This window comes from Gottfriedia acidiceleris (assembly GCF_036421055.1).
GTDB lineage: Bacteria > Bacillota > Bacilli > Bacillales > Bacillaceae_G > Gottfriedia > Gottfriedia acidiceleris_C.
Genome location: NZ_JAZGQS010000007.1, coordinates 113,961 through 129,463, shown reverse-complemented (window position 1 = coordinate 129,463; position 15,503 = coordinate 113,961). Strand labels below are relative to the sequence as shown.

The following is a 15,503-nucleotide window of genomic DNA, read 5'->3' as shown; positions in this document are numbered from 1 at the left end:
TAGGTATTATTATTTTTGCATAAAGTAAGTGGAAAAATACGTCGCGTTATAATGGCACTTTCCCAGAGGAATAAAAGCCCAACAAAAATATAGGTTTAGCAGCGTTTTGACCCTATACTTATTTCAATACGAAATTGTAAGAAATTGAGCATTTATTATATGGACAAAGAAATCTTACTACATTCTAATAACATTTAAATTTGTTTAATTTGTAAGGGATTAATCCTTTTTAAAACCTTGGTTTTGTAATTAGGTATGTAATAACAATATTTTGATGGTACTCCTTATATTTTATTATGAATAAAGTTAGTTTTTTTATCCTTCTTTTACATTCTTGTTTTTTGTTTCTCCAAAAATCAACTCCCTCTTCGTTATTAAGAATTTTTTATTTAGGCTAATCTCTTTTAGAATTTTCTTTGTTGTTATATTTGATTTTGAATTAAATGGGCGCAATTTATAAAATTAGTTAGATCCATTAAGTACAATATTTAATATTCAGGGTAGAGTATTACTTATTAATCACTGATTTTAAATAAAATGCTCTAATCACTTTCATTTTTATTTACCGCATTATTAAACTTATTACCGCAGAAGAAATATGATTCTAATATTTTTTGATCGTTTATTGAATCTTTTTCTTCAAAAAAGGCGTAAACGTTAATTTTTAAATGAAAAAACAAATAAATTAGTGGGGATATGGTTGGATGACTAAAGAATGAAATGGAATTATCACTTAGTTTTCAATATTGTTAAATTTAATTTAAATTGAGTAGAAAGCTCTTGATGTGGAATCAAATAGTGATATAAATTTTTTTATGCACAGTGGATAGAAAGTTTGATATTAGTGTGAATATAAAAAGTACTTTTACTTATTCGTATGAAATGATTTGACCATATTGGCTGATTAGATTGTAGTTGCTTAAAGTTTAAATTATTTTAAGCATTATTTCTAATGTTACTGTATAAAATCTTGTCAGTAAATACTTACTTTTGAAGAATCTTAGTGTTTTTTAAGGAACGGAATGAATAATTGTAGTAATATATTGAAGTGAGTCGAAATTTTGTTTAATTTAGTCGAAAGGTTAGGTGTTAAATGCTAGCGAATTATTTCACTGTTTGTGGCTTTGGTAGTCATGAAATTGAGATTGAAAAATCGAAATTTATTTGTTACATAAATGAAGCGAAAACTGAAGTTGATGCGCAACGATTCATTTCAGAAATAAAAAAAAAGCATTTTGATGCATCTCATAATTGTTCAGCTTATTTAATCGGTGAAAATGATGAAATTCAAAAAGCCAATGATGATGGTGAACCGAGTGGTACGGCTGGAGTTCCAATGTTAGAAGTTTTGAAAAAGAGAGGATTAAAAGATACTGTTGTTGTTGTAACAAGGTATTTTGGCGGTAAAAAGCTTGGAGCAGGAGGATTAATTCGTGCATATGGACAGGCAGTCAGTGAAGGGTTAAACGCTGTTGGAATTGTTGAGCGTTCATTAGTTAAAGTAATGAACATAAAGATTAATTATAAATTGTTAGGTAAAGTAGAGTTCGCACTGCGGAACTCACATTATCATTTAGAAAATGTTAATCACATGGAAGAAGTCAGCTTTGAACTTTGGATTAAGATTGATGAAGTAGATATCTTCAAAAACTGGATGATTGAATTAACAAATGGTAGTTGCCATATAAATGAAAGTATTGTTAAATACATGTAGTAGTCTAGCTTTATTAATAGTAAATTTATGACTAATTATAAATAGAACAATTATACTAATTTTAAAGGAGGTCTATTCGAACATATGAATCAGAATCATTCTCGAAAAATGGCCAAGAAACGAAGAAAGAAAAAGAGAGGCTTAATTGCTAGGGTATTATTACTTGTCATTATAGTAGCCTTAGTGTTTGTAGGATATAAAGGCGTTAGAACATATCTTGAATTAAATAAAGCAACAAAAGGAGAAGATATTTCTTCAAACTTAAGAAATGAAAAAGTTGCAATATCGAAAGATCCAATATCGATTCTTTTCTTAGGAATTGAAAACTATTCAACTGGCGGAAAGGGTGGACGAACTGATTCGATGATCCTTGCTACCTTTAATCCTAAAGAGGAAACAATTAAGACAATGAGTATTCCCCGTGATACATATGTAAGTATCCCAGGACACGCAGAAAAAACTAAAATAAATCATGCATATTCATATGGCGGTTTACAATTAACAGTTGATACAGTTGAGCAATTCTTAAATGTACCAATTGATTATTACGTTACAGTGGACTTTAATGGCTTTAAAAACATAGTTGACGCAGTTGGTGGAATAGATGTTGATGTACCTTTTGATTTCTGGGAAAATACAGATACTACACCAAGGAAAAAAGTTTACTTTACAAAAGGTATGATGCATTTAAATGGACAACAGGCATTAGCATATTCTCGTATGCGTAAACGTGATCCTCGTGGTGATTTTGGACGTGAAGAAAGACAACAACAAGTAATTAAAGCGATTTTAAATGAAATAAAATCACCTGAAACAATCATGAAAATGGATCAATATGCAAAAGTGTTCAGTAAAAATATTAGTACAAATATGAAAATGAGCGGTGGTATTTCACTTGCGAAGCATTTACCTAATATTACTGAGAATGACTTAGAAACAATAAAATTAAAAGGTAACGATGATACGATTCACGGTATTTACTATTATGTTCCTGAAGAGGAAAGTGTAAAAGAAATTACTAGCAAATTCCGAGTTCACTTAGGTTTAGAAAAACCACCTAAAAATACAACTAATACAATTAATTCAGATAGTAGTTCTGAAAATGAAAATAGTACCAATCAATAAATAGGCAGAAAGCTGATTCTTTTACGAGAATCAGCTTTTTTATTGGGTCAATCGTAATGTTTTTGTAATACTTGTTAACATTGTGTTAAGGATGTTATATAAGAGTGTGTATTTTTTAATAATTATAATAAAATACCAATATATATTGGTAATATAAGCTTTGAATCGGAAAAATTAAAATTTTTGCTTATTTCAAATTTTTGTACAATTATAATCCTATTTACATTATAATATTAGATATACATAAAATTATTAGTCATTTAGTAATAGGCTAATGGGGGAAAAGGTGAATGACAGCTAGAAAAATGGACAATCAGACACTAGACGAAATCATGGATAATATGCTCTCATCTGTTATAGATAGTAAGTCCCATGTGTTTGGAATTGTTGAAGATACTCGCTCAGAATACGAGAAATTAAGAGTAGAGCTTGAAGAAGTAAAATTGCAAGTAGCAGAGAAGATTGAAAATACGGTTAGGTTAGATTTATTAGCCCGAGCGGCCCGCCAAAAATTAACTGAAGTTGAGAAGGATTTTAATAGGTATACTGAATCTCAAGTAAAGTCAGTGTATGAAACTGTCCAAAATATTCAGGAACAGCATTTTCTTTCATTAAAGGAAGAAAAACTTCTAAATCATCGTAGAAAAGAATTAGAAAATAAACTTCAGACTTTATTAGAGAAACTACAAAAAGCCGAATTATTAGTTACCCGTATTTCAATTGTTTTAAACTACCTTAATACAGACTTTAAGCAAGTTAGTCATTTATCTGAAGATGCAAGACAAAAACAAGAGTTCGGATTTCAATTGATTCAAGCTCAGGAAGAGGAGCGTATAAAGTTATCACGTGAAATTCATGATGGACCTGCCCAAACGTTAGCCAGTATATTAATGCAGTCAGACTTTTTAATAAAAACATATCGCCAAAGACCAGAAGAAGATGCAAGAAAAGAATTAGGTGATATAAAGGAACAAGTCCGCCGTGCATTAGGGGAAGTTAGAAGAATTATATACGATCTACGCCCAATGGCATTAGATGATTTAGGTTTAGTTCCAGCGCTTAATAAGTATTTAAAATCGCTTGAGTCGTATAAGCATATTGAAATCAAATTTGAATATTGCGGTCAAAGCAAAGATAGACTTAATTCAAAAATAGAAGTTGCGATCTTTCGGATCATCCAAGAGGCAGTTCAAAACGCATGTAAACATGCGGAACCAACAACAATATTAGTAAGATTAGAGTTTTTAAGAAACAAAATTAATGTACTCGTACAGGATGATGGAGTTGGTTTTCCTGTTGGAAAAGACCAAAGTGAAAACTCTTTTGGATTAATTGGGATGAGAGAACGTGTTGAGTTATTAAATGGAGATTTTATAATCGAATCTATACTAGACGTAGGTACGACAATTAGAATCACTTTAAATGTAGAAATAGAGAATGAATTAGAAATGTCGTTTCAAAATAAAGCGTCTGAAAATTTCCAAAAGTAAAATTTTATTTTGTGTTTTCGGAGATTTGCGTCGTAACCATTCATAAATTATGTTAAAATATACTATAATTTAGAAAAAAATACCAATTTCTACAAATTTCGATAGATTAGCAAACTGAACAAATAAACAGAGGAGTAATGAAATGAAAACTAGAATTGCAATTGTAGATGATCATAAATTGTTTCGTGAAGGAATTAAGAGAATCCTAGATTTTGAAGAGAGTTTTGATGTTGTTGCTGAAGGTTCTGACGGTACAGAGGTTGTAAATATTATGGATCAACATCAAGTAGATGTATTTATTGTTGATATTAACATGCCGACAATGAACGGAGTAACTGCTACAAAAGCATTACTAGAAAAACATCCGGATGCTAAAGTAATTATTTTATCAATTCATGATGATGAATCTTATGTAACTCATGTCTTAAAAGTGGGTGCAAGAGGCTATTTATTAAAAGAAATGGACTCTGATACACTAATTGAAGCGATTAAAGTCGTTACAAAAGGTGGATGTTATTTACACCCGAAGATTACTCACAACTTAGTAGAAGAATTTAGAAGACTATCACTTAAAGAACAGTTATTTAAATCTCGCGAAGTAGAAGTGCGCCGTCCTTTACATTTACTTACTAGGAGAGAATGTGAAGTACTTCAAATGTTAGCAGATGGTAAAAGTAACCGTGCAATAGGTGAAGCTCTATTCATTAGTGAAAAAACTGTCAAAAACCATGTAAGTAATATTCTACAAAAGCTAGAAGTAAATGACCGTACTCATGCAGTAGTAACGGCAATTCGAAACGCTTGGGTAGAAGTGAAATAGTAGGTGTAAAAAGCAGAGTATCGGATGATCGGTACTCTGTTTTTAGTTTGTAGAAAAAGAACAATAAAGTTTATTTTTCACTTTTAGTCTGAACATAGAGTCAATAAAATGCCCACTTTATCTTTTCAATAAATAGGCTTTTAAGTATAATAAGCTTTTCTAAGTCAAACAAAATTGTCGAATTGGCTCACAGTAAAGAGAATGAAATACAATGATTTTACTTAATTAGTTGTGTAAAATTAAACCAACAAATACATAGTTAAACGTTACTTTATATAAGAAAGGATACGACAATGAGAACTGCAATTGTTACAGATAGTACATCCTATATCCCAAAGGAAGTAAGAGATTCTTTAGATATACATATGTTGCCTCTTAATGTAATCTTCGGAGATGCGTCCTACCAAGAAGAAGTTGAAATTACAGCCGAACAATTTTTCCTCAAGGTCCGTGAACAAAAGGAGCTTCCAAAAACTTCACAGCCTGCATACGGTACGATTATTGAAAAATTTGAACAGCTATCAAAAGAATTTGAGGCTGTTGTTGCTATCACTTTATCTAGTGGAATTAGTGGAACTTATCAAAGTATTGTATCAGCTGGTTCAATGATCGATAACTTAGAAGTAGTCGCGTACGATTCGGAAATTAGCTGCATGGTCCAAGGGTTTTATGTCATTGAAGCTGCGAAAATGGCCAAGAAAGGTGTTGGACCAACTGAGATCATTGAGCGTTTAGATAAAATAAAACAATCGGCAAATGCTTACTTTATGGTTTTTGATTTAGATCACCTACAACGCGGTGGAAGACTTTCAAGTGCACAAGCATTTGTAGGAAGTTTACTACAAGTAAAGCCAATTCTAACATTTGTAGACAAACAAATTGTTGCCTTTGAAAAAATACGAACTGAAAAAAAGGCAATGAAACGAATTACAGATTTATTTGGCGAAGTTGCATCAAAAGGCAACAAAATGAAAGCAGTTGTTATTCACTCAAATCGTGAAGACGATGCCAAAAAGTTAGCCCAACAACTAAGTGAAACATATCCGAATGTTGAAGTAGAAACTTCATATTTTGGCCCAGTAATTGGAACGCATCTTGGTGAAGGTGCTTTAGGATTGGGTTGGTATGTTGTTTGAGTAAGAGCTCCTCTGATTAGGGGCTTTTTTTTGTTTTTTTGCAGTAAAAATTTGTTATCGGAATTAAATAGTGAGTATCGCAAATATAAGCTAGTAATTACAACTAAAATCTAGTTAACGCAATTAAAATTAAAGAATCGCAATTAAAAAGTGATAATTGCTAATCGCAAATAAAACCTTGTGATCACAAATGAAATCAGAGAAATCGCAATAAAAAAGAAAACCTCGATTAATGATTGGTTCAATTTCAATTAAAGTAGATAATTTTTTAGGAGTTCATATAGAAATTGATTAAATTTGCTTCAATTATAACTCCAATTGAATTATTTTTAGTTCTACTTTCAATCGAACGGTGGATTATTCAAAAGGCACTTTTAATAATGTGGTCCTTAAAAAATCGTCACAATATATCTATATATTTGACAAGGAAATTTCACCGGACTTTACGTCATTATTGACTGATTGGATGTATTATTTGAAGATGACCATATTTATGTGAAAGCTTTTTAAAAACTCTAAAGTTTTATCTATCAAAGAAATTAATAAAAGAAAGTAGGTTAAAAATGGACAAACTTTACGGTAGAAAACTGCAACTCCCTCCCACAATAGACCTTCAGGACATTCCTCCAACAAGTTTAATCATTCAAGCGGTTCAAAAAATTAAAAATCGTTATCAGTGCTTTCGTTGTGGTAATCAACATCAATATTTTTTCGCTACTCATTTTTGTGCTAAATGTTCATCTCGTTGTACGTATTGTAGAAAATGTATCATTATGGGAAAGATGTCGACATGTACTAAGCTAGTCATTAATGATGCCGATATGAAATTCGATACTTCAATTTCGGGACTCGAATGGGAGGGTAAACTTTCACCACAGCAAAAAGAAGCTTCTATTAAAGTAGTAGAAGCTGTGAACAAAAATCAGGATTTGCTTCTTTGGGCAGTTTGTGGTGCAGGAAAAACAGAAATGTTGTTTGAAGGAATTGAAGCTGCGCTACAGCAAGGAAAATTTGTTTGCATCACCACTCCTCGAGTAGATGTTGTTTTAGAGCTATCGATTAGATTCAGACAAGCCTTCCCCACTATTTCAATTGCAGTACTTTATGGAGGTAGTGAAGAAATATGGGATGGAAATAGGATAACGATCTGTACAGTACATCAGTTAATGAAATTTAGACATACCTTCCACTTATTAATAATCGATGAAGTTGATGCTTTTCCTTATAATATTGAAACGCATTTGCACTGGGTTGCAAATGAATCAAGAACAATTAAAGGTTCTACTGTACAAATGACAGCTACCCCCTCTAGTGAACAACAACTACTTGCGCTAAAAAATAAAATCAAAAATGTAATGGTCCCCGCAAGATACCATAGGCAACCCCTACCAGTACCTAGTTTTAAATGGATAGGCAACTGGCGTAAAACGACCCGTAAATCGCAAAAACTTCCAAATTCTTTAGAAAAATGGATAAAATTATTTATTCAAAAAGGCTGCCCTATCTTTTTGTTTGTCCCTACAATTTATGAATGTGTTTTTATAGAAGAGGCAGTTAAAAAAATAACTGTTAAATCAGAATCAGTTCATAGTCAAGATCCACAAAGACATGAAAAAGTAAGTGCTTTTAGAAATGGTGATATTCAAGTTTTAATCACAACGACCATTTTAGAGAGAGGCGTTACGATTTCGAATAGCCAAATTGCAGTACTAGGTGCTGATGATGAGATTTTTACTGAAAGTGCACTAGTTCAAATTGCTGGGCGTGCTGGGAGGAATATTAATTATGCAAATGGAGAGGTTATCTTTTTTCATAATGGAATAAGCGAAGAAATGATCAAAGCTAAAAAGCAAATACTTCTTATGAATCATTTAGGTTTCGAGAAAGGCTGGTTGGATAAAAAATGATTTGTGTATATTGTGGTGTTCGATTTGTTGAGAAGTTTTCCTTGCATAAATTGTTTTTTCTAAGCAAAGAATCAGCTTGTTTACAATGTCTAGCGAAATTTAAAAAAATTATTGGTCCTGTTTGTGAAATTTGTTGTGGTTACATTATGGAGAATCAAAAACATTGTAAAAATTGTATAGAGTATATGAGTTTAAAGATAGATATGCCATTAATTATTAATAAGTCAATATTGCATTATACCAATGAAGTAAAAGAGTGGCTTAATCAATATAAATTTTGTGGTGATGTTGAGTTAGCATCTATATTTGCAAGTGATTTGAGGGAATACTATGAAAATTCTTTCAAAAATTATAAAATAGTTCCGATACCTTTAAGTGATGCGAGACTGAAGGAACGAGGCTTTAATCAAGTTGAAGTGCTCGCACAATATGCAGGTTTAAACTTAACAAATTGTTTAGAAAGAATTCATACTGAAAAACAAAGTAAGTTAAACCGTTATGAAAGACTAAGCCGAGAACAAGTTTTTTCATTTTGTAGTGAGGAAGAAATCGAAAACGAACCGATTGTTTTACTTGACGATGTGTATACAACTGGTAAAACGGTACAAGATGCTGCAGCGATTTTGTTACAAAATGGTGCTACTGAAGTACATTCACTCACATTAATTCGGGCATAAAGCTAAGTGGATTGTTAATTATATAAGATTTAATTTTACTAAGAATTTTACCGATATAAATAGTGGTCATTGGATAGAATAAAATAAAAATATAGAAAAAGGATCGGAAATAAATAATAAAGTGTCGAGGTATAAAACGATTAGCGATGAGGTGAGAAAATGATGGGTAATACATCGAATGAAGATAAAGTTCATTTACATCAATACAACGTAGAAAAAATCGAACAACATAAACGAGAACAAGAAGGAAAAATAGAAATCTCCCCTCTAGCGAAGGATAATCACATTGCCAATCAGATAATCGAAAAACGTGATGAGCGTATACAGCAATTAAAAAAACAAATTGACGAGGGAACATACAAAGTTCAACCAATGAAAGTGGCTGAAAAAATGCTTAGTTATTTTAATAGGAAATAAGGCTAACATTCGAACCAGGTTGTACATAAAATTGTAATTAAAAAAGAAGTAAATAGGAAAGAACTTAGCAAAATTGTTAAGTTCTTTCAACAGTTTAGGTAAGAAAATAAAAACGATTTTCATTTAAAACGTAAGGGTCTGTTATTTGAGTCGTGAAGTTTTTAAAGTGTCGTTCATTTTATTGAATTTTAATTTGATTTGGAGGAAAGTTAATATTAATTTATTTCGAAAAAATCTTAATAAAATTATGGAAAGATTTTCTTAATATATCACACAATTTTTTCTAATAATGTGATAAACTCAAATGGTTTAGTTTTTTACTTTTTATGTAGAGGTGTACATATGTTATCGATTTTAAAACGATACTTAATTGGTAAACCACTTAAGTCAACAGAGTTAAGTGAACAAAAGTTATCGAATACGAAGGCTTTGGCCATTCTATCGTCAGATGCGCTTTCTTCAGTGGCATACGGTCCAGAGCAGATTCTGATCGTTTTAACTACGGTTGGGGCAGTAGCGTATTGGTATTCGGTTCCGATTGGTATAGGCGTACTGATTTTATTATTAGCATTAATTTTATCTTATCGCCAGATTATTTTTAGTTATCCTCACGGTGGAGGCGCTTATGTCGTTTCTAAACAAAACCTCGGCGTTATTCCAGGTTTAGTTGCCGGTGGGTCCTTGCTAGTTGACTATATCTTAACAGTAGCGGTTAGTGTGTCAGCAGGAACTGACGCGATTACGTCTGCCTTTCCAATCTTGCACTCCCATACAGTCTTTATTGCTGTTATTCTGGTTATATGTATTACAATTTTAAACTTACGCGGACTAACTGAATCTGCTTCGATTTTGGCTTATCCAGTTTATTTATTCGTTGTAGCACTAGTTATCATTATTATCGTAGGTTTATATAATGTCTTTACAGGGCATGCACCGCAAACAGCTCATTCAGCAATTGGTACTGTTGTTCCAGGGATTTCGCTCTTTATTCTTTTAAAAGCATTTTCATCTGGTTGCTCAGCTTTAACTGGTGTAGAAGCAATTTCAAATGCTATTCCGAACTTCAAAGTGCCGTCAGATAAAAATGCGGCCAAAACACTATTGATGATGGGTTCGATTTTGGCAGTACTATTTTCGGGTATAATGTTTTTAGCTTACTGGTATGGAATTGTACCTAATGCAGAAGAAACAGTTATGTCCCAATTAGGTTCTGATATTTTCGGACGAAATGTAATTTATTACTTTATACAAGGGACAACAGCGCTAATCCTTGTATTAGCAGCTAATACAGGATTTTCAGCATTCCCATTACTTGCTTATAACTTAGCGAGTGATAAATTTATGCCTAGAATGTATTTACTTCGAGGAGATCGTTTAGGATATTCAAATGGTATTATTACACTTGGTATAGCTTCTATTTTATTAATTATTGCTTTCCAAGGTAAAACAGAAGAATTAATTCCATTATATGCTGTTGGTGTATTCGTACCATTTACACTTTCTCAAACAGGTATGGTAATTAAATGGGTTAGAGAAAAACCGGCTGGCTGGTTCCCAAAATTAATTGCAAACTTCGTTGGAGCATTTATTTCGGCAACGGTATCGATTATTTTCTTAACTACTAAGTTAAATCAAGTTTGGTCAATATTTGTTTTCTTACCTTTAATTGTTATTCTATTCTTGAGAATTCGTAAGCATTATGAAGCAGTAGGTGACCAATTAAGATTAAATAATGATATTCCTGAAAAAATTAATGGAAATATAATGGTAGTTCCTGTCGCTGGGATTACAAAAGTAGTTGAACGTACAATGCAATACGCTCAAGGGATTGCAGATGAAGTATATGCTGTTTACATTTCTTTTGATAAAGAAAGTGAAGAGCAAATGAGAGAAAAGTGGGAAGCATGGAATCCAAACGTAAAATTAATTGTTGTTCACTCTGAGTATCGAGAAATCACAAGACCTCTTTTAAAAGTAATAGATGAAATGGAAGCAAAAGCTCATGAACAAGGTTTTGAAATTACAGTTTTAATACCACAGTTTATTACGAGAAAAAATTGGCATAATGTTTTACATAATCAATCAAGTTTATTACTACGAGCGTACTTACTTCATAAACGAAGCGTTATTGTAACTACTGTACCTTATCGATTTAAGGTGTGAGTTTATAGGAAAAATGATATAAATTTTCTTTTTATAAAAATAGGAAAAAAATAATGGGACAAGTCAGAAGGTAAGCGAATATGATAGGAAAGGAAAATAATTAGAATTTTTCGTTATTTGTCGAATTCGTGAAAAAAAAGGCGATAAGCTACTTTTGACTTGTCCTAGTTTTATGATGTATAGTTGAAATGTGGAGAAGATTCACAAGTTTTCGACTGAAGGGAATGGATTTGAATGCAAGGTAAAGTAAAATGGTTTAATGCAGAAAAAGGTTTTGGATTTATCGAGCGTGAAGATGGAGACGATGTATTCGTACATTTCTCAGCTATCAACGCAGAAGGTTACAAATCTTTAGAAGAAGGCCAAGCAGTTAGCTTCGAAATCGTTGAAGGTAACCGTGGACCTCAAGCTGCTAATGTTACTAAAATTTAATTTTTCCGTTAATAAGTAAGTATTTGCTTATATAGATTCGGACCGCGAGGGCTTACTCATTTGGGTAAGCCTTTGTTTGTTTTTTAAAATTTTTAAGTATCTTTAAATTATTATAAAAATATAATCTGATATAAACAAAAGTTCATAAAATGGACACAGAGATTTCTCATATTTGACAAAAATTTCAAGGAGGAAATTAAGATAGAGGTGTAGAATATAAGTATGACAGCTTTCATTTTTGGAGCTTGATGAAGGAGGAAACCCATATGATGCTAAACATCCGAGGCGAAAATATTGAAATTACTCCAGCAATTCGTGATTACGTAGATAAAAAATTATCGCGATTTGATCGTTATTTTGACGAAGAGTTAACTGCGAGAGTTAATGCTAAGGTATTCCACGACAAGCAAAGAATTGAAGTAACTATTCCTGGAACGTATATGTTATTACGTGCAGAAGAAGAGCATGCAGATTTATATGCAGCTGTCGATTTAGTTATTGATAAACTAGATCGTCAAATTCGAAAACACAAAACGAAAGTAAATCGTAAGTTAAGAGAAAAAGGTTCATTAAAATTCATGTTTGCACCATCGGTAACTGAATCAGCTGTTGCAGTAGAAGAGCAAGAAAATGATATTGAGTTAGTTCGAACTAAGCAATTTGATTTAAAACCTATGGATGCAGAAGAAGCAGTGTTACAAATGAATATGTTAGGTCATAACTTCTTTGTATTCTTAAATGGTGAAACGAATAAAACGAACATCGTTTATGCTAGAAAAGATGGGCGTTATGGTTTAATTGAAGCTAAATAAAAATTAATAAAATAATAATAAAAGGACTGAGCTGAACAATTAGCTTAGTCCTTTTTTGGTTTTTTTGCTTATTTTCTAAAATATTAATTAATTCTAACAGAACATTCTAGACATAAGGTTGTCACGTATCTTCATTTAATGATAAAATTAGAAATAGTATCTACTAACTTAATGACATTTTAGTTTATGACTTTATAATAGAGGAGCGTTACGAATGCTTGGAATGATAAAAAAGGTTTTTGATCTTAATCAGCGACAATTAAATAAAATGCAAAAACAAGTTGATCAAGTGTTATCTTTACAGGATCAGTATGCAAAATTATCTGATGATGAACTTAGAGGTAAAACATTTGAATTTAAAGAGCGTATTCAAAAAGGTGAAACTCTTGATGATATTTTAGTTGAAGCATTTGCCGTTGTTCGTGAGGGTGCTACTCGTGTATTAGGTATGACGCCATATCCTGTACAGTTATTAGGTGGGATTTCCTTACATGAAGGTAATATTTCAGAAATGAAAACTGGGGAAGGTAAAACATTAACTTCCACTTTACCTGTTTACTTAAATGCATTAAGTGGCGAAGGTGTTCACGTTGTTACAGTCAATGAATACTTAGCTAGTCGTGATGCTCGTGAAATGGGTCAATTATATGAGTTCTTAGGACTTACTGTAGGTCTAAATTTAAATAGTATGGAACCAGATGAAAAGCGTGAAGCTTATGCTTGTGATATTACGTATAGTACAAATAATGAATTAGGCTTTGACTATTTACGTGATAACATGGTTGTATACGCTGAACAACGAGTTCAACGACCACTAAACTATGCAATTATCGATGAGGTTGACTCAATTTTAATTGACGAAGCACGTACTCCATTAATTATTTCTGGACAAGCAAAGCAGTCAGCACAATCTTATATTGCGGCGAATGCGTTTGTTGGAATGCTTAAGTTAGACAAAGATTATACGTACGATGTAAAAACAAAATCAGTTTTATTAACTGAAGATGGTATTTCACGTGCCGAAAAAGCTTTTGGCGTTGAAAACCTATTTGATTTGAAAAATGTTAACTTAAACCATCACATTACTCAGGCATTACGTGCTCACGTGACGATGACTCATGATGTAGATTATGTCGTTCAAGATGGTGAAATTGTAATCGTTGACCAATTTACTGGTCGCTTAATGAAAGGACGCCGATACAGTGAAGGCCTTCACCAAGCGATCGAAGCTAAAGAAGGATTAAAAATTCAAAACGAAAGTATGACGCTTGCCACAATTACTTTCCAAAACTACTTCCGTATGTACAAAAAACTTTCGGGTATGACAGGTACAGCTAAAACTGAGGAAGAAGAATTCCGTAATATTTACAATATGAATGTTCTAGTTATTCCTACGAACCGACCAATCGCTCGTATTGATAAACCTGATTTAGTATACAAAACAATGACTGGAAAATTTAATGCTGTTGTTGATGAAATCGTTGAGCGTCATAAAGCTGGGCAACCAGTTCTAGTTGGTACGGTAGCGATCGAGACTTCAGAGTTAATATCTCAATTGTTAAAACGTAAAGGTGTTAAACACGAAGTATTAAATGCCAAAAATCATGAGCGCGAGGCTGATATTATCGCATTAGCTGGTCACCGTGGCGCAGTTACTATTGCGACTAACATGGCTGGTCGTGGTACAGATATCAAATTAGGTGAAGGCATTCGTGAACTTGGTGGATTAGCTGTTATTGGTACGGAGCGTCATGAAAGCCGCCGTATTGATAATCAGTTACGTGGTCGTTCTGGTCGTCAAGGTGACCCTGGTGTGACAACATTCTATTTATCAATGGAAGATGAATTAATGCGTCGTTTTGGTTCAGAAAATTTATCAGTTATGATGGACCGTTTAGGACTAGATGATTCTCAACCAATTGAAAGTAAAATGGTTTCTCGTGCAGTTGAATCGGCACAAAAACGAGTAGAGGGTAATAACTTTGATGCTCGTAAACAATTACTTCAATATGATGATGTATTACGTCAACAACGTGAAGTTATTTATGCTCAACGTTCTGAAGTTATTGATTCAAATGATTTACAACCAATCGTTAAGAATATGATTGAAGGTACTATTAACAGAGTAGTTCAAGCTCATACTCCAAACGAACAGCTTCAAGAAGAGTGGAATTTAGAAGGAATCATTGATTTCTTAGAAGCAAACTTATTAAATGAAGATGAAATCACAGTTGAACAATTACGTGTAATTGAACCTGATGAAATGGTTGAATTGATTCAAAAAACAGTATTCGATCGTTACGAAGAAAAACAGGTAGCTTTACCAGCTGAACAAATGCGTGAGTTTGAAAAAGTTGTATTATTACGTACTGTTGATAACAAATGGATGGCTCATATTGATTCTATGGATCAACTTCGTGAAGGAATTCATTTACGTGCATATGCACAAATTGATCCACTACGTGAATATCAAATGGAAGGCTTCGCAATGTTTGAAGAGATGATTGCTTCAATTGAAGAAGAAGTATCTCGCATTATTATGAAAGCTGAAATTGAAGTTGATGTAGAGCGTGAAGCTGTACAAGGCGATGCAATTCATGTAAGTAATGATGGTGATGGTGAAGTAAAGAAAAAACCAATTGTAAAAGGCGAAGAAACTGGTCGTAATGAAGATTGTCCTTGTGGATCAGGTAAGAAGTATAAAAACTGCCACGGTAAAGGAATCTAATAAAATAGAAACTATATAAAAAGGGGCAAGGGCAAGTAGTTATTAAAAAGGTAGGAGTAACTTTCTTTTGAAGGTTTCTTAC

12 protein-coding genes are annotated in these 15,503 nt (G+C 32.5%); all 12 read left to right on the top strand.

The genetic code is table 11. From position 1 onward, the window contains the following. The first annotated feature begins 1,093 nt into the window (after positions 1–1,093). The 12 genes from RAH41_RS12550 (at position 1,094) to secA (ending at position 15,421) form a co-directional block, all read left to right on the top strand. Positions 1,094–1,714, top strand: a complete 621-nt coding sequence (locus RAH41_RS12550) for a YigZ family protein (protein ID WP_331222813.1) — start codon at positions 1,094–1,096, stop codon at positions 1,712–1,714. Between the two features lie 84 nt (positions 1,715–1,798). Further along, positions 1,799–2,839, top strand: a complete 1,041-nt coding sequence (locus tag RAH41_RS12545) for an LCP family protein (RefSeq protein ID WP_331222812.1) — start codon at positions 1,799–1,801, stop codon at positions 2,837–2,839. Positions 2,840–3,129: 290 nt separating this feature from the next. Beyond that, complete coding sequence (locus RAH41_RS12540; protein ID WP_331222811.1) at positions 3,130–4,329, top strand: sensor histidine kinase; 1,200 nt, start codon at positions 3,130–3,132, stop codon at positions 4,327–4,329. Positions 4,330–4,471: 142 nt separating this feature from the next. Then, a complete protein-coding gene (locus RAH41_RS12535) occupies positions 4,472–5,149 on the top strand; it encodes a response regulator (protein ID WP_025671298.1) in 678 nt (225 codons plus the stop codon). A 293-nt stretch (positions 5,150–5,442) separates the two neighbouring features. Then, positions 5,443–6,285, top strand: a complete 843-nt coding sequence (locus RAH41_RS12530; RefSeq protein WP_331222810.1) for a DegV family protein — start codon at positions 5,443–5,445, stop codon at positions 6,283–6,285. Between the two features lie 563 nt (positions 6,286–6,848). Then, positions 6,849–8,192: a DEAD/DEAH box helicase gene (locus RAH41_RS12525; protein WP_331222809.1), complete on the top strand. Its 1,344-nt coding sequence runs from the start codon at positions 6,849–6,851 to the stop codon at positions 8,190–8,192. 146 nt (positions 8,193–8,338) lie between these two features. Beyond that, positions 8,339–8,869 carry a ComF family protein gene (locus RAH41_RS12520; RefSeq protein ID WP_331222808.1) on the top strand — a complete coding sequence of 177 codons (531 nt, stop codon included), beginning with the start codon at positions 8,339–8,341 and terminating at the stop codon, positions 8,867–8,869. A gap of 162 nt (positions 8,870–9,031) precedes the next feature. Beyond that, positions 9,032–9,286, top strand: coding sequence for a flagellar biosynthesis anti-sigma factor FlgM (locus RAH41_RS12515; RefSeq protein WP_331222807.1), 255 nt, complete (start codon positions 9,032–9,034; stop codon positions 9,284–9,286). Positions 9,287–9,628: 342 nt separating this feature from the next. Then, the gene (locus RAH41_RS12510; protein ID WP_331222806.1) at positions 9,629–11,449 is read left to right on the top strand and encodes an APC family permease; all 1,821 of its coding nucleotides are present in this window, start codon (positions 9,629–9,631) and stop codon (positions 11,447–11,449) included. 234 nt (positions 11,450–11,683) lie between these two features. Further along, the gene (cspD, locus tag RAH41_RS12505; RefSeq protein ID WP_056469532.1) at positions 11,684–11,881 is read left to right on the top strand and encodes a cold-shock protein CspD; all 198 of its coding nucleotides are present in this window, start codon (positions 11,684–11,686) and stop codon (positions 11,879–11,881) included. A gap of 266 nt (positions 11,882–12,147) precedes the next feature. Beyond that, positions 12,148–12,693, top strand: coding sequence for a ribosome hibernation-promoting factor, HPF/YfiA family (hpf, locus tag RAH41_RS12500; RefSeq protein WP_331222805.1), 546 nt, complete (start codon positions 12,148–12,150; stop codon positions 12,691–12,693). Between the two features lie 214 nt (positions 12,694–12,907). Beyond that, complete coding sequence (gene secA, locus RAH41_RS12495; protein ID WP_331222804.1) at positions 12,908–15,421, top strand: preprotein translocase subunit SecA; 2,514 nt, start codon at positions 12,908–12,910, stop codon at positions 15,419–15,421. Positions 15,422–15,503: the final 82 nt, after the last annotated feature.

Excerpts from the sequence above, each read along its gene's own strand:
- RAH41_RS12550 (WP_331222813.1), top strand. The coding sequence starts at position 1,094 with ATGCTAGCGAATTATTTCACTGTTTGTGGCTTTGGTAGTCATGAAATT.
- RAH41_RS12545 (WP_331222812.1), top strand. The coding sequence starts at position 1,799 with ATGAATCAGAATCATTCTCGAAAAATGGCCAAGAAACGAAGAAAGAAA.
- RAH41_RS12540 (WP_331222811.1), top strand. The coding sequence starts at position 3,130 with ATGACAGCTAGAAAAATGGACAATCAGACACTAGACGAAATCATGGAT.
- RAH41_RS12535 (WP_025671298.1), top strand. The coding sequence starts at position 4,472 with ATGAAAACTAGAATTGCAATTGTAGATGATCATAAATTGTTTCGTGAA.
- RAH41_RS12530 (WP_331222810.1), top strand. The coding sequence starts at position 5,443 with ATGAGAACTGCAATTGTTACAGATAGTACATCCTATATCCCAAAGGAA.
- RAH41_RS12525 (WP_331222809.1), top strand. The coding sequence starts at position 6,849 with ATGGACAAACTTTACGGTAGAAAACTGCAACTCCCTCCCACAATAGAC.
- RAH41_RS12520 (WP_331222808.1), top strand. The coding sequence starts at position 8,339 with ATGGAGAATCAAAAACATTGTAAAAATTGTATAGAGTATATGAGTTTA.
- RAH41_RS12515 (WP_331222807.1), top strand. The coding sequence starts at position 9,032 with ATGGGTAATACATCGAATGAAGATAAAGTTCATTTACATCAATACAAC.
- RAH41_RS12510 (WP_331222806.1), top strand. The coding sequence starts at position 9,629 with ATGTTATCGATTTTAAAACGATACTTAATTGGTAAACCACTTAAGTCA.
- cspD (WP_056469532.1), top strand. The coding sequence starts at position 11,684 with ATGCAAGGTAAAGTAAAATGGTTTAATGCAGAAAAAGGTTTTGGATTT.
- hpf (WP_331222805.1), top strand. The coding sequence starts at position 12,148 with ATGATGCTAAACATCCGAGGCGAAAATATTGAAATTACTCCAGCAATT.
- secA (WP_331222804.1), top strand. The coding sequence starts at position 12,908 with ATGCTTGGAATGATAAAAAAGGTTTTTGATCTTAATCAGCGACAATTA.